Below are 25,481 nucleotides of genomic sequence, written 5' to 3'. Positions count from 1 at the left end.
TATTACTTTATAGAAAGTTTAAGATAACAACACACTTCATCTAGAGGGTGGCATTGAAATGACGACACAACCGATTTTATTGACTGAATCTGAAATCGCGCTTTTGAGAAAGGAAGTAGGAAAGCCGAGCTTGATGGGAAAAACCATTGAAGCGAATTGCAAGGAACTGGAAGCATTTATGCGTCTACCATTAGACGTACCTGGTCACGGCGAAGCGGGTGGTTATGAACACAACCGCCACAAACAGAACTACACTTACATGAACTTAGCGGGCCGTTTATTCTTGATCACCCAAGAAGAAAAATACGCACAGTTCGTTAAAGATCTTCTCGCTATTTACGCAGAAAAATACCTTACTTTTGATTTCCACGTACAAAAAAACACTAACCCGACAGGTCGTCTTTTCCACCAGATCCTTAATGAACACTGTTGGTTAATGTTTACTAGCCTTGCGTACTCTTGCGTGGCATCAGTGATGACAGAAGAAGAGCGCACAGCGGCCGTTGAGCGTATTTTCGAACCAATGCTAGACATGTTCACAGTAAAATACGCGCACGATTTCGACCGTATCCACAACCACGGTATCTGGGCTGTGGCGGCTGTTGGTATTTGTGGCCTTGCGATTGGCAAACCTGAATATCTAGAGATGTCAGTTTACGGTCAAGACCGCGACGATACCGGCGGCTTCTTAGCGCAAATCTCGCAACTGTTCGCACCGTCTGGCTACTACATGGAAGGACCGTACTACCACCGTTATGCGATTCGTCCAACTTGCGTATTTGCTGAAGTAGTACACCGTCACATGCCTGAAGTAGACATCTACAACTACAAAGACAAAGTAATTGGCAACACGGTACAAGCGATGTTGGCAACGGCTTACCCGAATGGTGAGTTCCCTGCCCTCAATGATGCTTCTCGCACAATGAGCATTACCGATATGGGCGTTCAAGTTGCCGTAAGCGTGTACAGCAAGCACTACGGCCTTGATGACAACATCCTAGGCATGGCGAAGATTCAAAACGCGGTTTGGATGCACCCTTGTGGTTTAGAGCTTTCTCAAGCTTATGATGAAGCCATTGCTGACCGTGAAATTGGTATGCCTTTCTGGCCAAGTGTGGAACTCAACGAAGGTCCACAAGGTAATAATGGCGCACAAGGCTTTATCCGAATGCAAGATAAAACCGGTGACGTCTCGCAGCTTGTGATGAACTACGGTCAACATGGCATGGGGCATGGTAACTTCGATACGCTTGGCATTACCTTCTTCAATCGTGGTCAAGAAGTGCTGCGTGAATACGGCTTCTGTCGTTGGGTAAACGTAGAGCCTAAATTTGGCGGTCGTTACCTTGATGAAAACAAATCGTACGCACGTCAAACTATCGCACACAACGCGGTAACAATTGATGAGCAATGCCAGAATGGTTTCGATGTCGATCGCGCAGACTCCGTACATGGGCTACCTCACTTCTTCAAAGTAGAAGGTAAAGAGATCAATGGTATGAGCGCATTCGCCAACGATCATTACCCGAACACCGACATGCAGCGCAGCGTATTCATGCTTAACCTAGATGAGCTTGAAGCACCGCTATTACTAGACCTTTACCGCATCGAAGGTGAAGGCGAGCATCAGTACGACTACTCTCATCAGTACGATGGTCAAATCGTACGTACCAACTTCGATTACCAAAGCTTTGGTGAACTGAGCACCCTTGGTGAAGACTTCGGTTACCAACACCTTTGGAAAGTCGCGAGCGGCCATGCAAAAGATACTGCACTGGTTAGCTGGCTACAAAACAACACCTACTACACTTGGTTAGGCACAAGCAGCTGCGCCAAGCAAAATGGCGACAATGAGGTAATCTTCACTCGCACTGGCGCCAATGACCCAAGCTTTAACCTACGTAGCGAACCAGCATTCATTCTGCGCAGCAAAGGGGAATCTACCCTGTTTGCTTCTGTGCTAGAGACTCACGGTTACTTCAACGAAGAGTTTGAGCAATCTGTCAATGCTCGTGGTCAGGTAAAAGATATCCGCGTCGTGGGCTACAACGCTGTCGGTAGCATCGTAGAAATCACAACCGAGAAATCGCTGGTGACTGTCATGATCAGCAATGTACTCGGTGCTAACGACCAAACCCCACATCAAGTAGAACTTAACGGTAAAACATACAGCTGGAATGGCTTCTACTCACTAGAAGTGACTGAATTCGAGCAGGAGAAATAAGAATGAGCTATCAACCACTATTACTGAACTTTGACGAAGCAGCAGAGCTTAAAAAGTCACTTGGCACGGATAGCCTATTAGGTCACGCACTTGCACGTGATATTAAACAAACTGACAGCTACATGGCTGAGGTGGGTATTGAAGTACCAGGCCACGGTGAAGGCGGCGGTTACGAACACAACCGTCATAAGCAGAACTACATTCACATTGATTTAGCGGGTCGCCTATTCCTTATCACGGGCGAACAGAAATACCGTGACTACATCGTGGAGATGCTAACGGCTTACGCGAAGGTTTACCCTACGCTTGAAAGCAACACTAGCCGTGACTCGAACCCGCCAGGTAAGATTTTCCACCAAACTCTGAATGAGAACATGTGGATGCTTTACGCGTCTTGTGCGTACAGCTGCGTTTACCACACGTTGGAAGAAGAACAAAAGACACTGATTGAAAACGATCTATTCAAGCAGATGATTGAGCTGTTCGTTGTGACTTACGGCCATGACTTTGACATCGTTCACAACCACGGTTTGTGGGCAGTAGCAGCAGTTGGTATCTGTGGCTACGCAATTAATGATCAAGACGCAGTAGACAAAGCGCTTTACGGCTTGAAGTTGGATAAAGTCAGCGGCGGCTTCCTAGCTCAGCTAGACCAACTATTCTCGCCAGATGGCTACTACATGGAAGGTCCTTACTACCACCGTTTCTCACTGCGTCCAATCTACCTGTTCGCAGAAGCAATTGAACGTCGTCAGCCTGAGCTTGGTATTTACGAGTTCAACGACTCGGTAATCAAGACAACGTCTTACGCAGTATTTAAGACCGCGTTCCCAGATGGCACTTTGCCAGCACTGAATGATTCATCAAAGACGATTTCGATCAATGATGAAGGCGTAATCATGGCGACGTCTGTTTGTTACCACCGTTACGAGCAAACTGAGACGCTTCTTGGCATGGCAGACCACCAGCAAGACGTTTGGGTTCATATCTCAGGTAAAACATTGTCTGACGCGGTTGCAGAAGCAGACGACATTAAACCCTTCAACTGGGGCAGCCTATTTGTAACTGATGGCCCAGAAGGTGAAAAAGGCGGCGTAAGCATTCTTCGTCACCGCGACGAGCAAGATGACGATACAATGGCGCTTATCTGGTTTGGTCAACACGGGTCTGATCACCAGTACCACTCGGCGCTAGACCACGGTCACTACGACGGTCTACACCTGAGTGTGTTTAACCGCGGCCATGAAGTTCTGCACGATTACGGCTTTGGTCGCTGGGTAAACGTTGAGCCTAAATTTGGCGGTCGTTACATCCCAGAGAACAAGTCTTACTGTAAACAGACTGTCGCGCATAACACAGTAACCGTAGACCAAAAGACACAAAACAACTTCGACACGGCTCTAGCGGAATCAAGATACGGCTCTAAGCACTTCTTCAAAGCAGACGATGAAAAACTGCAAGGCATGAGTGGTCGTATTTCTGGCTACTATGACGGCGTAGACATGCAGCGCAGCATCATTCTTGCCGAATTGCCAGAGTTCGAAAAACCGCTTGTGATCGATGTGTACCGCATTGAAGCAGACCAAGAGCACCAATATGACTTGCCAGTGCACTACTCTGGTCAAATCATCCGTACTGACTTCGACTACAAAGTGGAAAGCACGCTACGCCCTCTTGGTGAAAACAACGGATACCAACACCTATGGAATGTAGGTTCAGGCCAAGTTCAAGGCAGCTCACTGGTAAGTTGGTTGCACGACAACAGCTACTACTCGCTTGTTACGAGTGCAACAAATGGTGGTGAAGTCTTCTTCGCTCGCACTGGCGCCAATGATCCAGACTTCAACTTGAAGAGCGAGCCAGCACTGATCCTACGTCAATCAGGTCAAAACCACGTGTTTGCTTCCGTGCTAGAGACACACGGCTACTTCAACGAGTCTATCGAAGCATCTGTTGGCGCTCGTGGCTTAGTTGAGTCAGTCACTGTCGTTGGTAACAACGAAGTCGGTACAGTCATTCGCCTGCAAACAACAACAGGCAACACTTACCATTTCGCTATCTGCAACCTAGACGAAGACAAGCAGAACGCAGCGCACAGTGTTGAGTTCGACGGTGTGTCTTACACTTGGGAAGGCGCATTCGCACAGATTTAATCGCTGCGTTTAATGTGAAAAATCGGGAAATAAGTCAAAGCCGAGCATCATGCTCGGCTTTTCTTATTTCTACGTAAACTTATGAACTTACGTTCTTTTTAATGGGTTGTAGGTTCGCATCAATACTTTGATCGCCCTTTAACCTTTCCCAGAGCTGCCCCATTAACTCAAAGCTACGTTCACTCGGATAGCGCTGTGTGGAGTCCAGTAGTTCCCACTCGCCACTTTCACTCTTTTCAGCAAAGATAAATTCAAACGACAGGTTGTTAGCCATCCCCAAACGAAGGTCACTCACGATCAATGCGTCATCTTCAATGCGGTAATTGAGATAATCATGAGAAAAAGCCTGCAATCCTTTCAGCGTGGTTGGTTTCTCTTTTAACGGCCAACTGCCCAGTGGGTATGAGACAAAATCAATGTTATCGCTGCCGTCTAGCACAGAGGCTAAACCTTCCCAATACTGACCCTCATCCATAACGACAACGCGCCATAGCACCGTATTAAAAGGCGTTGGCGTGATCAAAACTTGTTGGTTTGGTAGATTTTGTGCACTCAAGTTCTGTTCAACTCTGGAAGCAATCATCTGTTGAGAGGCATACCCCCACCCTAAATAGAGCGTTGAAATCAGCACCACAGCTTGACACCAACGCCCGCCGCTGCCTTTTGAGAACAGCGCAACACCTATCGCAAACAACAAAGGCAACGTATAGAGAGGGTCGATGATGAACACGTTTCTCAATTCAAAATAGCCCTCAAATGGCCAGATCAACTGAGTACCGTACGTGGTCATTGCATCCAACAGAGTATGAGTTACGAATACACTGACAGTGAGGAAAAACACCCGCGTAAGCGTCCAAAATGAATCTGGTCGTAAGCGGCAATAGAGCCAAGAGATCAACAAAGCGAAAGGAGGCAACACAAGTAAAGAGTGAGTAAAGCCACGATGTTTGATCGTATTTTGCACCGCATCGCCATAATCCAGTATGACATCCAAGTCCGGCAATGTGCCTAAGGCCGCGCCCACTAAAAGCACTTTAGCATTGCACTTCTTGCCTGCGATTGCCCCTGCGACTGTGGCTCCTAAGGCAGCTTGAGTAATTGAGTCCATCTATTTCGTTTCATTCATAAATAACTAACATTGAAAACTAATCGGCTGAGCGAATAGTGTCAAACGCAACAGCCTTTTCTACTCAGCTATTTACGAACTTTTACGTAATGGAGGATCAATGGGAGAAACAGAGAGTCCTAAGCAAACCCTAGAAACAATGAAGCCCTCACAGTGAGGGCTTCATTGGTTAGTCATACATCAGCTTATCGGCTTTAGTGAGGTCAAACTCATTGAGTGACTTTCTGGCTAAATGTCTAAACGGCAGTGCTTTGACCATCTCTTCAAACGGCAGGATCGCAAACGCCCAGAATATAGAAACATCAAGCCCGATAACAACTAACGCACACAGTGGCAGTGACACCACCCATTGACCAGTGAAGTTAATTTTAAAGACCGCCGTTGTTTTACCGAGTGCTCGCAGCACATGCCCATGCACTGTGTTATAGCCTCTGACGATCGGAAGAAAGATATAAAGCGGCGCAATCACAGCCAATGCTTGATAGGTATCGGTTTCTAGATCTGGATAAAGGTCAGGTAAAAACCAGCTTAATACGAAGAAAAACAGCGCCGATACCATCGAGATAACCACCGCCATATCAATACTGACATCGACATTTTTTCTCAGGTCGTCTAATTGACGTGAACCAATCGCTTGGCTAATCGTAATGGCCGATGAATGCGCCCACGCCGTAATAAATTGCGTGCCCATTTTTATCCACGGCATCACAATCGTCATTGCGACATAGGCGTAAAGCGTGAGCTGAGAGAATATCAACATGTAGATGGTCGCACCCGCTTGAAGCATGGTGACATTCGCGGCAACAGGAAAGATCTCTTTGAAGTGATTTTTGACGTTTGTTTTCAATGATGCGTCTAAACGTCGGATATCTAACATCAGTGATGACGTCATCTTAATGCACAGTGACAAGAAGATGAATCGAACGCTAATTGCAACCAAACTGCCCGCCGCTGCGCCCTCTACACCCATGCCTGAGTAACCTATCGCTCCATGAATCAACACATACGATGCGACAACATTAACAGGGAGTTCGAGCAAGTAGCCTTTAAACGGCACCTTAGTTCGGCCTAGAGCATTGAACAGTGCGATCATTACTTGAGTTGTTGCATTGAATAAGATGATGTATTTAGCAACGGCAAGGTAACGCTCCGTTTCACCGATTAATGAAGTATCATCCGTCAACAATCCGATTAATGCAGAGCCGCCTATAGAGAGCGCAAGCCAGAACAGCAGCGCAATCGCCAAGTTAATGGATAGTCCCGCCCAAAAACCTCGGTTTAAACTGTCGCTGTTGGACGAACCAAAGGCGCGGCTTAATACCAATTGAGAACCATTGGCTAAGGCCATTTGCACACCCAAAACAAAGGCGACTATCGTAGAGGCGATCCCCATTGCAGCAAGGGAGATTTCACCTAATGGAGAAACTAAGAACGTGTCGATCATCAGCATTGATTGCATCAAAAGTGCATTCAGCGCCAACGGCCAAGCAAGCGAAAGGTTCTTTTTTACATACGGCGTAGAGGACATAGTGAACTTATTTGGGTGTTTTAAAAGAAGGCTCCGATAACAAAGCCTCCCTATTTGTGTGTGTGACAGCAGAACAAACGCTTAACCGTTCGCCACTAGAGCCAACTTTTGATTCTCGTCATCAAGTAATATTTGAGAAGCAATCCTCGCTTCACTTGGGTCACCAGCCATGATGGCATTGTAAATGCGTTGGTGCTCTTCTAAGCAAAAACGACCACCCTCGGCAGACTCATCAATGAACTGTTTAAAAATGGTCGATAAAATATTGCTGAACGGAATATAAAATTGATTACCAGTACAAAGAAAAATGGTTTGATGGAACAGATGATCGTTCTCTGTCCATGCTTGATAATCGTAGCTTTTCGCGGCGATGCTCATCGACTGAAAAATCACAGAGAGTGACTTTCGTTGACTCGCAGATGCGTGTGTTGCCGCCAACGCACATGCTTCAGGCTCTATCGCTTTACGCAACCCAAGAAACTGCCCCAAAAATGGTGCGGTATCTTCGAGATCTTGTATCCACTCTAGCAATTGAGGATCAAGAAAGTGCCAGTGTTGACGGGATCTCACTGTCGTACCGACTTTAGGCTTAGATTCAATAAGCCCCTTTGCCGACAACAACTTAGTCGATTCTCTAAGTGCGGTTCGGCTGACTCCAAATGCTTCACACAATTCAAGTTCACTGGGTAGCTTTTCTAGTTCTGCTATCTCTCTAGACAATATCTTACGCGCTAATTGCCTTGCTATCTGAACGTGAATCTTGCGACTGGAGTTTTCTACCAACGAAAACGTGGCCATAACTGGCTCCTATAAAAAGACGCTTAATAAATCATACAATATCATATTTAAATAACAATCGACCAGATCTCATAATCCACTATTCGGGTAATGAGAGATCTATTAGATTCGGCTTTAACGGGCTTATATAGAAATGAGATTCACTTGATACTACTCGGATGAACACCTTGTATACCCTGTAATGACAGAGCGATTTATTCCGACCAAACGTTAAGTTTGTGAATCAAAGATGCCTTTAGGAAAAGAGTGCTTGGTGCACCATAGTCCAAGTGCTAGAATTACACTTAAATAATACATATCAATTATAAGTTAGATTATGACTGGATCATTTAGCTCTATCTCAGGCTCAAAACGCAGCCTGCACGTTCAAGTAGCACGTGAAATTGCACGTGGTATCTTATCTGGCAAGTTGGCTCAAGGCTCTATCCTTCCTGGTGAAATGGACCTGTGTGAGCAATTTGGTGTTAGTCGTACCGCACTACGTGAAGCGGTTAAACTGTTAACCTCAAAAGGCTTGCTTGAGTCTCGTCCTAAAGTTGGCACTCGTGTTATCGATCGCGCTTACTGGAACTTCCTTGATCCACAATTGATTGAATGGATGGATGGACTAGCCGATACTGACCAGTTCTGCGGTCAATTTTTAGGCCTACGTCGTGCTATTGAGCCAGAAGCCTGTGCTCTAGCCGCAAAGCATGCCACTGCGGAGCAACGTATTGAGCTATCAGAAACTTTCCAAAGAATGGTCGAAGTGGCAGAAGCCCCTGAATTTGACCATGCAAAATGGATGGAAGTGGACACGAAATTCCATAGTCTGATTTTCAATGCGACAGGCAATGACTTCTACCTACCTTTCGGTAATATCCTGACGACCATGTTTGTGAATTTCATCGCGCACTCGTCAGAAGAAGGCAGCACGTGCATCAATGAACACCGTCAAATCTACGATGCAATCATGGCAGGCAATAGTGATAAAGCCCGTCAAGCTTCAGCAAACCACCTACTAGACTCGAATCACCGCCTCGCAACGGTCTAGTTGGAAGGTACTTCAAACCCTAAAGCACGCTCTCTAGCGTGCTTTTTTGTATCGAACACTCAAGGTTTAACCAAATTTTGATGCACTCAATGCCATAAGAGATATAATAATACAATTATATTTCTATCAATGGTTAGCTATGAGTGATCCGTTACTGCCTAATATTATCCAGTTCATTCGACAAATCGATCCGTTCGATAAAGTGCCTGAGTCTAACTTAAGGCAGTTAGCGTCGAATATTCATATCACTTATCTAGCCAAGGGCGATACGGTCAATCCATGTGATAACCCTGAAGAGAAGTCCCTCTATGTCATTCGGACTGGGTCGATGGAACAAAGAAAAAGCGATGGTGTGCTTCGAGCTAGGCTTGGCCCTGAAGATCTGTTTGGTTTTACCTTTCTAGATAAGCAGATCAATGATGAGCAAGGGTATCAGGCGATCGCAATTGAAAGTACGCTGCTTTACATCATTCCTCACTCTGCCCTACAAACTTTATTCAAAGATTTTCCTGCATGCGCTGAACACTTTGCGTCACAAGCACAAGTACGGCTTAAGTCAGCATTAGACGTTGTTTGGTCTAATAAAGAGAAAGGCTTATTCATTAAACGAGTTGATGAAGTGGCTAGCGGTCGAGTCGCTGTGGTCACCTCAGATTTGTCGATACGGGAAGTCGCACATACCATGCTAGTGCAGCGATCCCCTTGCGCCGTAATCTATGAAGATAATCAGATTGTCGGCTTAATCACTGACCGAGATATGACCAAACGGGTGATTGCCGTAGGCGCTTCAACCGATGGCCCAATTCGTGACGTGATGACTCATTCACCGCAAACCGTAAAGCCTGACGACTTGGTGCTTCACGCCGCATCCATCATGATGCAATCCAACATCCGAAACTTGCCTGTGGTGCAAGATAATAAGGTGGTTGGGCTTTTGACCACCACTCACCTTGTTCAGAACCACCGCGTTCAAGCTATTTTCCTGATTGAAAAGATAAAATATGCCGGTAGCGTGAAGTCCCTATCGAGTTTCACACCTGAACGCCAAGCCATATTTGAGGCTCTGGTTGAAGGCAATGTCGCGCCTGAAGTCATTGGCAAAGTTATGACAATGATTATGGATGCCTACACAAAACGGCTTATCCAAATCGCCATCGACAAACTCGGTCCCCCGCCTTGCGACTTTTCTTGGATCGTCGCAGGCTCACACGCGCGAAATGAAGTACACATGTTGTCTGATCAAGACAGTGCAATCGTACTTGCCGATAACGCGACCGAAAACGACCGTATCTACTTTAAACACCTTGCGATGATGGTCACTAATGGCCTAGCTAGCTGTGATTATCCACTTTGCCCTGGCAAATTCATGGCAGCGACGCCGAAATGGTGTCAAACACTGAGTGTCTGGAAGCATTACTACAAGAAGTGGGTGGCAAATCCTGAGTATGAACGCCTACTCAATATCAGTGTGTTCTTAGAGATTCGCACCGTGTTTGGTGTCAGCGATTATGAAAAACAACTCAGAGAAGCCCTGCATGAGAACATCCGTAGCAACCGTGAATTCTTGAGTATGCTTGTAAACGATGCAGTGACAACAAATCCGCCGCTTGGCATCTTCAACAAGCTCGTACTCGAAAAATCAGGTGAAAATAAAAAGACACTCAACGTTAAAAAGTATGCGATCAACTTAATTATCGATCTTGCTCGAATCTACGGTTTAGCAGTAGAAACCGATGTTTCTGCCACCGATGAACGCTTTAAAGCCGCGTATGAGAAAGGTGTCCTGAGCGAAGATGCGTTTAAAAACATTCTTGGTGCGTACGAGTTCATTCTGTCGTTTCGATTTAGCCACCAGCTCGAAGCATTAAAGAGTGGCCATACACCTGATAATCACATCAACCCCGATAGCTTTGGTAGCTTTGAACGCAAACACTTGAAGGATGCGTTTAGGATCATTGCCGACCTTCAAGAAGCGGCGAAAGTGAGGTTTGGGAGTCGTTAATGAAAATACTCACAGACTTTTTTCACCCACTTTCAAGGTTTAATCGTAAGCGCGCGCACTACAGAGGCCAAGTTCCTTTGCCTGCGGAGCTAAATAGCGTGTTTAACTTAGATTCAGTACCCGTAGATGCTAACGCTAAAGGCTTGGACTACTTAGTGATCGACCTTGAAACCACCGGGCTGGATGCCGAATCTGATCTCATCTTGTCGATGGGCTGGGTTGAAGTATCAAATGGTGTGATTGATTTAAGTACGGCACAGCATTTCTACCTCAGTAACGAATCGCAGATCAAACCAGAAACTGCCGTAATAAACCATATCACGCCTCAGATGCTGGAAGATGGCATCTCAATCCACGACGCTATGAATGCGCTTTTCGAAGTTGCACAAGGCAAAGTGTTGGTCGCCCACTCTTGTTCGGTAGAAAACAGTTTCATTCAGCGTTATCTCTCGTATCGTTTTCAGCTAAATGCCGTGCCTTTAATGTGGTTAGATACGCTTTGTATCGAGAAGAAATTGGCGCGGGCTATCAATAACCATCAAGATCTTGATGTATCACTTGGCGTAACCAGAGAGCGCTACCGACTGCCCGAATACATTGAGCATAATGCCTTAATGGATGCTGTCGCGACCGCAGAATTACTACTCGCACAAGAAGCGCGACTCGCCTCAAGTAAACCCGTTACCATAGGTTTACTCTATCGATTAAGCCACTAGAGAGACTAAAAAAGCCAGCATATCGCTGGCTTTTCACTAGACAGTTTAAATCAATTAGAAGCTGTAGGTCAGACCGACACGGCTACGTAGTTCACGTTTATCCGATGTAGAATCAACGTTTACATCACCAAATTCAACGTACGGTGCCCATTGACCAAAGTGACGGCGAGCAGTGGCATTCAGTTCATAATTCGTGTCTGAATTGTCGAAAATATCGTAGCCATCTGCTTTGTAATAGTTCGCTTCAAAACCAAAGCGCCAATCGTCCATTCGGTAGTTCACGTTACCTGTTAATCGGTGACGGCGCTGATCATCCGCTTCGATGTTCTGGCGAATATCGTAACGGTAACGGCCACTTAAGCTTAAACCTTCAACACTGTCTAAATCATACGTTAGACGAAGTTGCGGTTTGTACGTCATACCACTTTCACGACCTTCAATTGGCATACCCGGTTGAAGCGTCCAGTTGTTGTTTTCACCAAACTTATAACGATAACCAAGGTCTAGCTCCCAACCATTGTTTTTGAGGTCTTCAAGGAACTTTCCTTTTTCGCCTTTGAACTTTAACTCGCCAGAGTAATAAAAGTTATCGATACTATCGCCCATCTTTACACGTGTCGCATGCTGTTCTGTACTGTGTTTGTACTCGTGTCGAACATCGAAAGAAGCTGCAGAAAGAGAGCCCGCAAATAGAGTCGCCGCAACGGCTAAAGAGATTTTATTATAGTGTTTCATTGTTAAGTTCCACTTATTGGTGTGCCATTGAGCTGGCATCGCTAGGTTTAATTTGAATTAAAATAATACAAATAGAATACGTATGACCAAGCAGACTTTCTGTGAAATGGATCAAAATCCCCCTTTCATTTCTCATAAAACAATTTGTTACAACGTCAAAACCAATACATAATTCGTTGTTTTATTTGAAAATTGATTATTTTCGGCAGTTTATTTAAGTTTAAAAAATGTGCGCCACCCCTTAAATTTATAAACCTGAGATACCAAAAAATTTGTATTACTTTATTATCTATAGAGTTAGCTATTCAAATTTCGGCAAACCATTTGAGTTACTCGTGGAACAGGAACTCTCGACATATTGCTAAGAATGATGAAGTCAATGATCTTAAGGGCACGATGAAAACCTATGTTGTTGCGTTTACTTGCGAGATTAGTCCAGTGCTTAATGACATTAAGTGCAGCACTACTGGCTACTTCGGTCCCGATCATGATTGCAGCTAACTGGTTATAGGAAATGAGCATGAACTGATGTTGACGTGGGTTCATGAAAATCGTCTCAGATGATTGTCTGAGCGTGACAAAATTCTAGTCCCTAAAAACGTATAATTATATTTGCTGAGAAGGATTACTCGGCCGGTTACCTACACCGTTGACGTTCATGCGTGGCAGGCTCGCATGAACGTTTTTTATTTCTCGCCATAAATCACACAAATACCCTTTCAAACACGACAAACTCACAACGAGCACCATAACACCCGACAATGACTTTCCCTTAGATTGGTTCGCCACACTGATATTTGGCGTGTAAAAGCACCCAGAGTGCGGAATTAAGATACTTTTTTGATCAGAATTAGTGCAATACATCACCAGTTTGGCAATTTTAGATATTGATCACTTGTATGATTATTAATGTCCCATCAACTGAAACACTCGTCACGATTTTGAGTTATTGTACTACAAATAAGAGTATCGATAGTTACTATGGACTCGAAGACATAACAAAACTATCAAAAGGTCTAAAGATGGAACTCAATACCCTTATTGTAGGCATCTACTTCCTATTTCTTATCGCAATAGGTTGGATGTTCAGAACGTTTACCAGTACAACCAGTGACTATTTCCGAGGCGGCGGTAGCATGCTTTGGTGGATGGTTGGCGCAACCGCTTTTATGACTCAGTTTAGCGCCTGGACCTTCACTGGTGCAGCGGGTAAAGCGTATGCCGATGGTTTCGCTGTTGCCGTTATTTTCTTAGCCAATGCCTTTGGCTACCTCATGAACTACCTCTACTTTGCTCCTAAATTCCGCCAACTGCGCGTCGTGACGGTTATTGAAGCGATTCGAATGCGTTTTGGTAAATTCAACGAACAGGTATTTACCTGGTCGGGTATGCCAAACAGTGTTATCTCTGCCGGTATTTGGCTAAATGGCCTTGCTATTATTGCATCAGGCATCTTTGGCTTTGATATGACAACGACCATTATTATCACAGGTCTTGTGGTGTTGGTGATGTCGGTTACCGGTGGCTCGTGGGCTGTTATCGCTTCTGACTTTATGCAGATGGTAATCATCATGGCAGTAACGGTAACGTGTGCCGTGGTAGCCATTATTCAAGGCGGTGGCGTTGGTGAGATCGTTAATAATTTCCCAGTACAAGAAGGCGCATCATTTGTTTCAGGTAACAACCTTAACTACTTAAGCATTTTTGGTATCTGGGCATTCTTTATCTTCTTCAAACAGTTCAGCATCACCAACAACATGCTTAACTCATACCGTTACCTAGCGGCAAAAGACTCGAAAAACGCCAAGAAAGCCGCACTGCTCGCTTGTGTACTGATGACAATGGGCCCACTGATTTGGTTTATGCCATCATGGTTCATTGCGGGTCAAGGTATCGATTTAGCCGCTCAATACCCAGATGCGGGATCTAAAGCAGGTGACTTTGCTTACCTTTACTTTGTTCAAGAGTACATGCCAGCAGGTATGGTCGGCCTACTGATTGCAGCGATGTTCGCAGCCACGATGTCATCAATGGATTCTGGTCTTAACCGCAACTCTGGTATTTTTGTTAAGAACTTCTACGAGCCAATCCTACGTCCAAATGCCACTGAAAAAGAGCTAGTGGTTGTCTCTAAACTGACGTCTACTTTCTTTGGCATTTCAATCATCCTCGTTGCACTGTTTATCAACTCGTTAAAAGGCCTAAGCCTATTTGACACCATGATGTACGTTGGCGCTCTTATTGGCTTCCCAATGACCATTCCGGCATTCTGTGGCTTCTTTATTAAGAAAACACCAGATTGGGCTGGCTGGGGAACCCTCGTCGTCGGTGGTATCGTCTCTTACTTTGTTGGCTTCGTTATTACACCAGAAATGGTACAGAACTGGTTCAACCTAGAACCGTTAACAGGCCGCGAATGGTCGGATCTAAAAGTCGCTATTGGTCTAATCGGTCACCTAGTCTTTACTGGCGGATTCTTCCTACTATCAACCTTGTTCTACAAGCCATTGTCGGAAGAGCGTCAGAAGAACGTAGATAAATTCTTTGAAAACCTAGCAACGCCATTAGTCGCTGAATCTACAGAGCAGAAGAAATTGGATAACAAACAGCGCCGTATGTTGGGTTCACTCATCTCTGTCGCGGGTGTGGGCGTCATGGCGATGTTCCTACTACCAAACCCACTATGGGGACGCATGATCTTCGTGTTGTGTGGTGCCATTGTCCTCGCTGTCGGCTTGCTGCTAGTCAAAGCAGTCGATGAGAGTGTCGAAGAAAAGAATAACAACAAAGAGGTCGTTCAAAACTAACCTCGCCTACCCTACGCGGCTGTTCACGCAGCCGCTTTTTTATTTGTGATTTCCACTGTTAATAATAAGAACTCCATTATGAATAAAACCCTTATATCTAGCGTTATCGCTGCTTCTTTATCCGTTGTTGCCTTTTCTGGATGTTCAACGGCTTCTTCACCCCAAGAGCCTGCTGTTACTCAAGCGACTGAGGTTCAAGTAAGTGATATTACTCGTGACTACCTACTAGCCACAGATCGTCTGAGCACCGTTTCAGGCGAGAATCTCGAAGTGGTCGACGATGCTACTGTTCAAGCGTTAAAGAGCGAGTTAGAAAACGCACAAGATGGCGCTACAATTACCCTCCCAAGCGGTAAGTACAGTAACTTGGGCGTTGTTGAAGTCAGTGCAAACAACATCACGATACAAGCAGAGCAAGCAGGAGCGGTTTGGTTAACAGGCCTAGTGCAACTCAAACTGACGGGTGACGACATTACCCTAGACAGCTTAGTTTTTACTGAAGGCGGCCCTGCTGAGCGTTTTGGCGGAGTGAGAATGATGGGCGATCGCAACGTTCTGTCTAATTCTACTTTCTACTACTTTAACCATGATTACGAGTACCTCCCGGATGAACGTCGTGCTGAGTACCCTAAATACCTTTGGGTTTCGCTATGGGGGAAAGATGGCAAAGTGATCAACAATCGCTTTGAAGGCAAGCAAAAGCGCGGCACCTTGATTGGTGTGCAAAAAGATGACACACCAGACAATCACCTTATCGCAAACAACATCTTCCTTGATCAAAAGCCGAACCAATTTAATGAGTTCGATATCAAAGAAGCGATCCGTTACAACGGCAACAGTTGGGAAGCGATTCGAATTGGTGATTCAAAGTCTTCTCAATGGGAGTCCAATTCTAAGTTCACCAATAACCTGATGATTGATATGGATGGTGAACGCGAGCTCATCTCGATTAAATCAGGCGGCAACGAGATCTCTGGCAACACCATATTTGAAAGCGCGTCGCTGATTTCGCTTCGTCACGGTAAAGCGAATACGGTTAGTGACAACGTCATTCTGGGGAACGAAAAACTGCTAACGGGCGGTATGCGTATTTATGATGAAGACCACGTGATTGAGAATAACTACATCACTGGCACGCGCGGTCGAGATGGTAAGATCGAAGGAAATGCGGATCTCCGTGGCGGCATCGTTATCAACACAGGTATTATTGATGTAGCAAACGGCGAGACACTAGACCAATCTGTAAAAGGAAAAGAGCTCAACAAGCAATGGACACCTAAGAACATCACCATTCGCAACAATACCCTTGTCGATACAGAATGGGGAATCGTCTATGGCAACCAAACGCACCGTGTGAGCTTATTTGACAACAGCGAAGTAGAAACCATCTACACTGGCGTCGATATTAAGTTCGATCATAATATCGTCGATAACACCCAATCGCCTGAGTATGTCAGTGTTCGTGCGACAGCTGACCATCCACTAGTTAGCCCAAGCTATGGCAATGACACGTACCTAGGAACCGTCACGCACTCAGAACAAATCGGCAACTACAGTGCAAAACTGCCGCGGTTTGAGCAATTCGGGGCTTTCACTCAATACCAGGATGTTGGTGCTGACGTCTCTCGCCTCTCAGTGATTACGGCCAATACCGCAGGCCCTGATTATGAGCTAACAGGTACCGTTCAGTAATATCAACCGGAATAAAATCAATAAGGGCTGTCAAACGACAGCCCTTTTCTTCGGGTTCTTAAGTCAAACACCGCTATGAGGTTTTAAACTGAGCCATTTCTCCGTTTAGCTCTTCAACCTGCTCACGAACTTGGCTAGAAATCTCAGCAGAAGAGTTGGAGATATCCGCCACGCCTTCAACCGAATCAATCACCTGCCCCATCAATGCTTGAATCTCATCGGTTGCCTGAGACTGTTGCTGCGCCGAGCTAAGAAGATCTTGCATCTGCTGGTTAAGCTGCTCAATCTGATCCGTCGTCGAATTTAACGTTCCATGCGCGTTCTCGGTATGGTTCGCACCTTCTTCCGCTAGCGAGGAGCTCTTTTCAATCTCGTTAACTACGGCTTTGGTTGAAGATTGAATCGCATTAACGATATTGTTGATCTCAGTGGTCGATTCTGTCGTGCGAGTCGCGAGCATACGCACTTCATCAGCAACAACCGCAAAGCCTCGTCCATACTCGCCAGCACGCGCCGCCTCAATCGCCGCATTCAGGGCTAATAAATTCGTTTGTTCAGCAAGGCCTTCGATAACCTCTGTCACTCTGCCAATGGCTTCACTCTCTTTACTCAGTGCATCGACTTGTTCACTCGCTTTCTCAATCGTTGCATGGAGCAAACTGATCGTCTGCCTATTTTGATCAAGCGCTTTAGAACCTTGTTCAATCTGAGCTTTAGACTGCGCTAAAGTACTCACCGATTGTTCAGCTTGCATCGCGGTACCATTCGCTGACTGGCTAACTTCACTCACCTGTTGGCCAACCAATTCCATGTTCGATTTTTGCTGATCAACTTGGCTAGCCGTGTCGTTGTTTGCTCTGATAAGCTCGCCCATGCTGGCATCAACAGTACTCGCTTTCTCACTGACACCTTTAACGATCGCGGCAAGCTCATCATTCATCTTGTTGATTGAGCGCGTCAAACTCGCCAACTCATCACTACCTTCGATAGCAAGTGGAGGCTGAGAAACATCACCATCAGAGATAGATTCTGCGCGTTTAGAAATTGTCGCGACACGACGCCCTATGTTCTTACCCATAAAGTGCGCAATGCTAATAGAGGCAACTACCACGATAGCGATTGAGGCAATCAATAACGAAACCAAATTCGACACCGAATTAAAGATCCCTTGCCCTGACGCATCGGCTAGCGCTTGCTGCTGAGTAATAAGAGACTCTAAGCTGTCATTAAGCTGCGTGACTGACGGGACAAGTTCGTTCGCCATTTTCTGATTCGCGATGTTCCAATCGTTTGACTGACGCAATGCAATCACTTGGTCTGCTAACGGGAAATAGAGCTGCTGCATATCTTTAAACAGTGACCAAAGGCTTTGATCACTGCTCGATAGTAGATCGACTTTAGAATCAATTTCTGCGACAGGTTTAGCGTGAGCCTTTAGAAGATCTTGATACTTCTCCAAGTGCTCTTGCTTGCCGTATAGCAGGAAGTCTCGTAACGATGATAAAGCGTTGGCAAGCGAGGTATAGCTATCGGCATACAGTCTGAATAGACGTTTACGTTCGCCACCCTCTGAGTTACTGGCTTCATCATTAATCAAACCTTGCAGTTGATCGAGCGCCACTTCCGCAATCGGGGCCGCTTCATTAATGAAAAGAGAGTGAGCTGGAAGGTTCTCGTCGGAATGGCTAAGTTCCGCTATCTCATTGAGTGACAGACGAACACTTTCCCACTGACTCAAAACTTGTTGATAGTTTTCCTCACTCAACAAAGATTCAAGTTGAGGAAGCACACTTTCAACTTGAGCAATAGACGCATCTAAGTTTGCTTGCTGAACGGGTTGTGACGACTCATCGCCACCCAGCAACATATAAGCTCGTAGTGAAGAGACCGTAGCGTGAATGGATTGCTGAATGGATCGCCCCGCATCAACTGTGGGTAGATCTCGATTAAGTAGCGACGCAGTATGGGTTTCGACCGTACTGACGCTGCGAAAAGTGAAAAATGCCGAAACGATAAAAAGTACTGCAAGCGACAGAAAACTTAGCTGTAACTTCCCTGATATCGTGAGTTTCATCCGTAAACTCCTATAGTAAGCCCATCCAGTACTATAGCGTTTTACGAATTATTGTTAAATATATGTATAGAAAATTAGATAAACTTTCGAATTAGAGCTTTAACTGACGCACATATATAAAAGCCCCAATCTAAAACTAGACTAGGGCTTTGATGGAATTAAGAGCTCAACTAGCCGTGTGATGAAGCCACGTAATCTGTTAGTTCATCGTTTGATACTGTTGTGATGTACTCATCGTTTAGGTAGAAAGCTACGCTGTCTTCTACTTTCTCACCGCGTAGTACTTTTTGCGTACCATCGATGTAAGTGATGTCCATCTGCATTGTGTTTTCATCGATCTGCTGCATTGTCGCCTTCTCGATGTTCGCATTGTTTGAAAGTGGAACGTCTTTTAGCGAGCTGTCTAGCTTATCGTTCACTTTAATGTAGTTTTTCGTTGGGGTATCAACGACGGCTGGTGACTTACCTGTGATTGGGTTCGTACCTGTCCAGAACTCGATTGCGTTAATAATGAAAAGGTCAGCACTACCAGCAATAGCGTAAACAGGAGAAAGCAGTAAGAACATACCTTCACGACCGTAACGGTTGTCTACCACTTCTAAGTTGAACTTAGAAACAATACCCGTTGTTGCCATTTGACCCATACAACCTGTTAATGACGTAAGACCAAGGCCAGCGACAATCGCAACTTTTAACACATTTGATTTCATAATTTACCACCACTTATTTGAGATGGCGGGCATCTTACTCCTCGCTTGTTATAAATCCATGGAAGTGATTGATAATTTACAGAAAATTCACTGTGTTAGCGTTGTGTTTTGAGCTCGGATATTTCCTACACGAAGAGTGATTAACACTTAGCCACACTGCGTTTTTCATCTACATTTTTCTGGGAACATGGCTTGGCTTTCCCTTGAGCGACAAATGCATCATGTTTCACTGGTTTTATTCCGTATTCCATCGTGTTCTATTGGACATTTTCTAATCAAGCAGTTTTATATTTGGCAATAATTGACGATATATACAACCAAACAAACCGCATTGGAGCCATACAAAAAACCAACATCAAAAACAAAAGCAGCAAGTAAGTTCAATTTATCGCTACTTAGATAGCAAAAATCAGAATTGTTTGCTGGATCATATTTTTGGTCAATGATTTTGCTTACTCATTTATAAAATGAATAATAGTCAGAAGTTACACAAATGTAACAAAACACAACATCATATAAATATTATTCATATAAACACCTATTTACAGGCAGGAAAAGCATGACAAAGCGTATTTCGCTGGCCGTTTTGGCAAGTCTATTTGCAGGTAGCACTGCAGCATCCAGTTTGGATGACAAGATAAACGAAGTCGTCGCACCCATCGTTAACCCATTTGTAGGAATGATCTTCTCGACTATTCCTTTCCCTTTTACAGACGTACAGGTGCCGTGGATTGTTCTTTGGTTAGTGGTTGCAGCTAGCTTCTTTACTTTCTATCTAGGCTTCATTAACTTCCGTGGCTTTAAGCACGCGGTTCAATTGGTTTCAGGTAAGTTCTCTGATCCTAAAGCAAAAGAAGATGGTGAGGTTTCTCACTTCCAAGCACTGACAACGGCGCTATCTGGCACTGTTGGTTTAGGTAACATCGCTGGTGTGGCTGTGGCCGTATCAATTGGTGGTGCTGGTGCAACATTCTGGATGATCCTTGCGGGTTTACTTGGTATGTCGAGTAAATTTGTTGAGTGTGCGCTAGGTGTGAAATACCGTAACACGAACCCTGATGGTTCTGTTTCGGGCGGCCCTATGTACTACTTGAGCAAAGGCCTAGCACAGCGCGGCAATGCAGCTCTTGGTCGCACGCTTGCGGTACTGTTCTCCGTGTTCGCGATTGGCGGCGCACTGGGTGGCGGTAACATGTTCCAAGCAAACCAAGCGTTCAAGCAAGTTGTTGGCGTGACCGGTGGCGATGCGTCATTCTTCGCAGACAAAGGCTGGTTGTTTGGCCTTATCTTAGCTGTGATTGTTGGTATCGTGATCATTGGCGGTATCAAGTCTATCGCGAAAGTAACCGAAAAAGTGGTTCCTTTCATGGCAACAATCTACGTTGGTGCAGCTGTGGTTATCATCGCGATGAACTATGACCGTATTGATGATGCGTTTGCCGCAATCTTCAACGGCGCGTTTACAGGCGAAGGTGTTGCAGGTGGTGTGATTGGTGTGCTTATCCAAGGTTTCAAACGTGCTGCGTTCTCGAACGAAGCGGGTGTTGGTTCAGCGGCGATTGCTCACTCAGCAGTAAAAACCAAAGAGCCAATGTCAGAAGGTTTTGTTTCTCTACTTGAACCTTTCATTGACACTGTCGTGATCTGTACGATGACAGCGCTTGTTATCATCATTACTGGTTACCTAGACACAGATACAGGTCTTGCTGGTGTAGAGCTAACCTCTGCTGCATTCGGTAGCGCAATTAGCTGGTTCCCATATGTGCTTGCTATCGCCGTTGTTCTATTCGCTTTCTCTACGATGATCTCTTGGTCTTACTACGGTCTAAAAGCTTGGACTTACCTATTCGGTGAGAGTAAAACAGCAGAAATCATCTTCAAGGTTAAGTTCTGTGTCTTCGTTGTGATTGGTGCAGCGATGAACCTTGGCCCAGTTATCGACTTCTCAGATGCAATGATCTTCGCGATGGCGCTTGTGAACATCGTAGGTCTATACATCCTTGTACCTGAAGTGAAGCGTGATTTGGCGGATTACCTAGAGCGTTTCAACGCAGGTAAAGTGTACAAAGTTCAGCAGCAGAAGAACTACACTCAGCAACCAGATTAAGTTAACATCCTCCCCTGTTAACTTATTAAACAGCAGGCTTCGGTCTGCTGTTTTTCTTTTCTTACCCGAAAACGTTCAAATTCCCTCCACAAACATTTATTTCAGTTCCATTTCAAATCAAAGACGATCCCTCTAGTTTTAAACGGCGATGATTTTTCAATCCAATACGATCCACCAGCTCATCAAAAAGTGTCAGCTTAGCTTTACTGCCACTCAATCGGGCGACTTATGCACTTTTTAACATTTTGATTACACTTAATACTATTCATAACCGATGAAATTGTTCTCTGAAGAAATGAGTATCCTTAGCTAAAACATACGTATTAACGGTGTCATGTAGCAGGTTATTTCACGGTTAGAGACTGAGGTATGAAGTTTAAGTATCTATCTTGGCGCACTGTCGAAACATGATAAGTGAGTCATAGGACGTTACTTTTGGTGCGATCCACCTAAGTAACAACAAGGAGATAGTAATGAATGTTCAGACACTCCCAATGCTCCGGTTTATCGATTATCAAGGAGAGTCGGTTGACCAACTTCCCGCTTGGGCCGATTTAGACACCCTAACTCGCTTTTACAAAGATATGGTTCTCGCCCGAACCTACGACAACAAGGCCGTTGCTCTACAACGAACTGGCAAACTTGGCACCTATCCCTCTCATCTTGGTGCGGAAGCCTTTGGGATCGGGATTGGCCATGCCATGCACCCGCGAGATGTATTCATCCCCTATTATCGCGATATGCCTGCCATGTGGGTTCGTGGTATTCCGATGGAGAAGAACCTCCAATATTGGGGAGGTGATGAACGTGGCAGTGATTTTCATACCATCCCATCACAAGGTCTGCATTCAAACAGCGCATCACCTGAGCACTGTCGTGACCTACCATTTTGTGTGCCTATTGCCACTCAGTGCACTCACGCTGTTGGTGTGGCGTCTGCCTTAAAAATAGAGAGCCAACACCATGCCGCGCTGGTAACTTGTGGTGATGGCGCAACATCCAAAGGCGATTTTCTTGAAAGTATTAACTGCGCTGGGGCTTGGAACCTTCCGTTGGTCTTTGTGGTTAATAACAACCAATGGGCCATTTCAGTCCCTCGTACACTTCAATCGGCCGCTGAGTTTCTCTCGGATAAAGCAAAAGGCGCCGGCATTGTTGGCGTTACCGTTGATGGCAATGACGTGGTCGCTATGCACGATTGCGTTCTTGCAGCCTTAGATCGCGCTAGAAAAGGTAAGGGCTCCACCCTTATTGAAGCAATCAGTTATCGATTAAGTGACCACACGACCGCCGATGATGCCAGTCGTTATAGAAGTGATGATGAGCTCAACCAAGCTTGGCAATTTGAACCCATTTTGCGCCTGAAAAAGTACCTCGTCTCGCACAACTCATGGGACAACCAACAAGAGGAAGCGTGGCTCGCAGAGTGTAAGCAACATGTCGAAACCGCTGTCGATCACTACACGAATTTACCTCCACAAGCCCCTGAAACCGCGTTTGATTACCTTTACGAACATGCTCCGACTGAGCTAAACCCGCAGCGAGATTATTTGATCAATAAAGCGATGCGCATGCAAGGAGGCAAACATGGCTGAACTGACATTAGTTGAGGCGGTCAATCTTGCCTTACACCATGAGATGAACGTCGATCCCAATGTGATCGTTTTAGGGGAAGATGTGGGCGATAACGGCGGTGTGTTCCGCGCGACTGTCGGTCTGAAAGAGAAATACGGTTTAAGACGAGTTATCGACTCCCCTCTAGCAGAGGCGTTGATTGGCGGTGTTGCTGTGGGTATGGCGAGCCAAGGACTAAGACCTGTCGCGGAATTTCAATTCCAAGGTTTTGTCTTTCCAGCCATGGAGCATTTGATCTGTCACGCCGCCAGAATGCGCAACAGAACCAGAGGACGACTCACCTGCCCTGCAGTATTCAGAGCACCCTTTGGTGGCGGCATTCATGCGCCAGAGCACCACTCTGAAAGTGTCGAGGCATTGTTTGCTCATATCCCCGGTTTTAAGGTTGTGATCCCCTCATCGCCACAACGCGCTTATGGGTTGCTACTCGCTTCTATCCGCAGCAACGACCCAATCATGTTTTTTGAACCCAAACGTATCTATCGCACTGTCAAATCGGAAGTCATCGACAATGGTGAAGCCCTGCCGTTAGACACTTGCTTTACATTACGTAAGGGACGAGACATCACCCTCGTCACTTGGGGAGCGTGTGTAGTCGAATCTCTCCAAGCGGCACAAACGTTATCCGCCCAAGGCATTGAAGCAGAAGTCATAGACCTTGCATCAATCAAACCAATTGATATGGACACCATACTTCGCTCTTTAGAAAAAACGGGCAGACTGCTTGTTGTCCATGAAGCAAGCCGAACTTGTGGTGTCGGTGCAGAGCTGCTCGCGAGAGTTGCAGAGAGTGCCATGTGCTTGCTGAAAGCGCCACCTAAACGCATCACAGGTATGGATACGGTCATGCCTTACTATCGCAATGAAGACTATTTCATGATTCAAGAACAGGACGTCACGCTTGCAGCAAGAGAACTTGTGGAGGGTTGGAAATGAAAACATTCTTATTACCCGATCTTGGCGAAGGACTCGCCGAATCCGAAATTGTTGAATGGCACATAAAGGTCGGCGACAGTGTCGAACTCGATCAAGTTGTGTTAACGGTGGAGACCGCCAAAGCCGTCGTGGAAGTACCGGCTCCCTATTCGGGCGTGGTCGTGAGTCGTCACGGAGAAGCGGGCGATGTAATCAATATAGGCGCTCTGCTGCTTGAAATTGAAGAACAGCCAGAGCTTGTTGGCACTGAAGTCAGTAAGAAGGCTCAGTCTGATGCAGCGACCGTCGTCGGTAATGTGTCACAAACAACGCATCAAGTGAATGTCGATGATTTTTGGATTGGTAGCACCCACAACCCATCGAACGACGACTTGATCACCGCACTGCCCTCTGCTCGGCTTTTAGCGAAAAAGCTTGGCGTCGATCTACTCACCATCAAAGGGAGCGGAGCGAATGGGATGATCACTGATGCCGATATCTACTGTGAGGCCAGTAAGCAAAAACCAGGGACCGAAGTGCTCAAAGGTGCGAGACGAACAATGGTCTCCACCATGTCTGAATCTCACCACCATGTTGCCGCCGTCACCATCACAGAAGAAGCCTCTTTAGTGCATTGGCAAGCAGACGAAGACATCTCTGGGCGATTAATCCGAGCAGTCGTTTACGCTTGCCAACAAGAGCCTGCACTGAACGCATGGTTTGACGCAGAAACCATGACTCGATGCGTGCACAGTAGCGTTAATATCGGTATAGCAGTCGATAGCAGTCACGGCCTTTACGTTCCGGTGTTGAAACACGCTGATAAGTATCGGGACAACGAAATTCGAGCTTGGTTGAACGAGACAGTCCAAGGGATAAGAGCACGTAAAATAGGCAGAGAGAGCCTACAAAACGGCACGATTACCCTGTCTAACTTTGGGGCAATCGCAGGGATATTCGCCACGCCTGTCGTGTCACCACCACAAGTCGCCATTGTCGGCGCTGGACGTATTATTGATCGTGTCGTAATGCAAGGTGATAAGCCCGTGGCGACAAAAGTAATGCCCCTTTCGATCACCTTTGATCACCGAGCTTGTACAGGGGGAGAAGCCGCTCGATTCACCAAGAAGTTGGTTGAACACTTGGAAAAGTCTGAGCACTAAAACAAGCAAGGCATTAAACCTCAAAAAGGAGCAAATACATGCTCCTTTTTTATTTCGGAAAAG

At 45.7% G+C, this 25,481-nt stretch carries 18 protein-coding genes; 11 read left to right on the top strand and 7 right to left on the bottom strand.

The window, feature by feature from the left end; all coding sequences use genetic code 11:
* The first annotated feature begins 58 nt into the window (after positions 1-58).
* Positions 59-2,224, top strand: a complete 2,166-nt coding sequence (locus F0231_RS09070) for a heparinase II/III family protein (RefSeq protein WP_171759405.1) — start codon at positions 59-61, stop codon at positions 2,222-2,224.
* A gap of 2 nt (positions 2,225-2,226) precedes the next feature.
* On the top strand, positions 2,227-4,377 hold the full coding sequence (locus tag F0231_RS09065; RefSeq protein ID WP_171759404.1) for a heparinase II/III family protein: 2,151 nt from the start codon (positions 2,227-2,229) through the stop codon (positions 4,375-4,377).
* Positions 4,378-4,456: 79 nt separating this feature from the next.
* On the opposite strand, the gene F0231_RS09060 is transcribed toward F0231_RS09065, so the two are convergent.
* The 3 genes from F0231_RS09060 to F0231_RS09050 all read right to left on the bottom strand — a co-directional run bounded on the left by F0231_RS09060 (position 4,457) and on the right by F0231_RS09050 (position 7,829).
* The gene (locus F0231_RS09060; RefSeq protein ID WP_171759403.1) at positions 4,457-5,485 is read right to left on the bottom strand and encodes a metal-dependent hydrolase; all 1,029 of its coding nucleotides are present in this window, start codon (positions 5,483-5,485) and stop codon (positions 4,457-4,459) included.
* A 187-nt stretch (positions 5,486-5,672) separates the two neighbouring features.
* Positions 5,673-7,031 carry an MATE family efflux transporter gene (locus F0231_RS09055; protein ID WP_171759402.1) on the bottom strand — a complete coding sequence of 453 codons (1,359 nt, stop codon included), beginning with the start codon at positions 7,029-7,031 and terminating at the stop codon, positions 5,673-5,675.
* An 81-nt stretch (positions 7,032-7,112) separates the two neighbouring features.
* Positions 7,113-7,829, bottom strand: a complete 717-nt coding sequence (locus F0231_RS09050) for a FadR/GntR family transcriptional regulator (protein WP_171759401.1) — start codon at positions 7,827-7,829, stop codon at positions 7,113-7,115.
* A 316-nt stretch (positions 7,830-8,145) separates the two neighbouring features.
* Here F0231_RS09050 and F0231_RS09045 point away from each other — a divergent pair, with 316 nt between their 5' ends.
* The 3 genes from F0231_RS09045 to F0231_RS09035 all read left to right on the top strand — a co-directional run bounded on the left by F0231_RS09045 (position 8,146) and on the right by F0231_RS09035 (position 11,580).
* Entirely contained in the window at positions 8,146-8,862 is a 717-nt protein-coding gene (locus F0231_RS09045; protein WP_171382034.1) for a FadR/GntR family transcriptional regulator, read from the top strand.
* 139 nt (positions 8,863-9,001) lie between these two features.
* Entirely contained in the window at positions 9,002-10,864 is a 1,863-nt protein-coding gene (locus F0231_RS09040; RefSeq protein ID WP_171759400.1) for a putative nucleotidyltransferase substrate binding domain-containing protein, read from the top strand.
* Positions 10,864-11,580 carry a 3'-5' exonuclease gene (locus F0231_RS09035; RefSeq protein WP_171759399.1) on the top strand — a complete coding sequence of 239 codons (717 nt, stop codon included), beginning with the start codon at positions 10,864-10,866 and terminating at the stop codon, positions 11,578-11,580. Before F0231_RS09040 ends, F0231_RS09035 begins: the two co-directional genes overlap by 1 nt.
* A 54-nt stretch (positions 11,581-11,634) precedes the next feature.
* On the opposite strand, the gene F0231_RS09030 is transcribed toward F0231_RS09035, so the two are convergent.
* The gene (locus F0231_RS09030) at positions 11,635-12,315 is read right to left on the bottom strand and encodes an oligogalacturonate-specific porin KdgM family protein (RefSeq protein WP_171759398.1); all 681 of its coding nucleotides are present in this window, start codon (positions 12,313-12,315) and stop codon (positions 11,635-11,637) included.
* Between the two features lie 297 nt (positions 12,316-12,612).
* Complete coding sequence (locus F0231_RS09025) at positions 12,613-12,861, bottom strand: hypothetical protein (RefSeq protein ID WP_171759397.1); 249 nt, start codon at positions 12,859-12,861, stop codon at positions 12,613-12,615.
* 476 nt (positions 12,862-13,337) lie between these two features.
* Between F0231_RS09025 and F0231_RS09020 the strand changes: the two genes are divergently transcribed.
* Positions 13,338-15,122 carry a sodium:solute symporter family protein gene (locus F0231_RS09020; RefSeq protein WP_171759396.1) on the top strand — a complete coding sequence of 595 codons (1,785 nt, stop codon included), beginning with the start codon at positions 13,338-13,340 and terminating at the stop codon, positions 15,120-15,122.
* A 78-nt stretch (positions 15,123-15,200) separates the two neighbouring features.
* Positions 15,201-16,814, top strand: a complete 1,614-nt coding sequence (locus F0231_RS09015) for a polysaccharide lyase 6 family protein (RefSeq protein ID WP_171759395.1) — start codon at positions 15,201-15,203, stop codon at positions 16,812-16,814.
* Positions 16,815-16,887: 73 nt separating this feature from the next.
* Here the strand turns inward: F0231_RS09015 and F0231_RS09010 are convergent, their stop codons facing one another.
* The gene (locus F0231_RS09010) at positions 16,888-18,888 is read right to left on the bottom strand and encodes a methyl-accepting chemotaxis protein (RefSeq protein ID WP_171759394.1); all 2,001 of its coding nucleotides are present in this window, start codon (positions 18,886-18,888) and stop codon (positions 16,888-16,890) included.
* Between the two features lie 170 nt (positions 18,889-19,058).
* Positions 19,059-19,598 carry a DUF3332 domain-containing protein gene (locus F0231_RS09005; protein ID WP_171759393.1) on the bottom strand — a complete coding sequence of 180 codons (540 nt, stop codon included), beginning with the start codon at positions 19,596-19,598 and terminating at the stop codon, positions 19,059-19,061.
* Positions 19,599-20,157: 559 nt separating this feature from the next.
* Here F0231_RS09005 and F0231_RS09000 point away from each other — a divergent pair.
* The 4 genes from F0231_RS09000 (at position 20,158) to F0231_RS08985 (ending at position 25,418) form a co-directional block, all read left to right on the top strand.
* Positions 20,158-21,705, top strand: coding sequence for a sodium:alanine symporter family protein (locus tag F0231_RS09000; protein WP_171759392.1), 1,548 nt, complete (start codon positions 20,158-20,160; stop codon positions 21,703-21,705).
* A gap of 473 nt (positions 21,706-22,178) precedes the next feature.
* Entirely contained in the window at positions 22,179-23,300 is a 1,122-nt protein-coding gene (gene pdhA / locus F0231_RS08995) for a pyruvate dehydrogenase (acetyl-transferring) E1 component subunit alpha (protein ID WP_171759391.1), read from the top strand.
* Positions 23,293-24,276 carry an alpha-ketoacid dehydrogenase subunit beta gene (locus F0231_RS08990; RefSeq protein WP_171759390.1) on the top strand — a complete coding sequence of 328 codons (984 nt, stop codon included), beginning with the start codon at positions 23,293-23,295 and terminating at the stop codon, positions 24,274-24,276. The genes pdhA and F0231_RS08990 overlap by 8 nt, the downstream gene beginning before the upstream one ends.
* On the top strand, positions 24,273-25,418 hold the full coding sequence (locus tag F0231_RS08985; protein ID WP_171759389.1) for a dihydrolipoamide acetyltransferase family protein: 1,146 nt from the start codon (positions 24,273-24,275) through the stop codon (positions 25,416-25,418). The genes F0231_RS08990 and F0231_RS08985 overlap by 4 nt, the downstream gene beginning before the upstream one ends.
* The last annotated feature ends 63 nt before the right edge of the window (positions 25,419-25,481 follow it).

The organism is Vibrio sp. RE86 (assembly GCF_013114545.1).
GTDB lineage: Bacteria > Pseudomonadota > Gammaproteobacteria > Enterobacterales > Vibrionaceae > Vibrio.
This window is presented reverse-complemented; position numbering and strand designations above follow the sequence as displayed.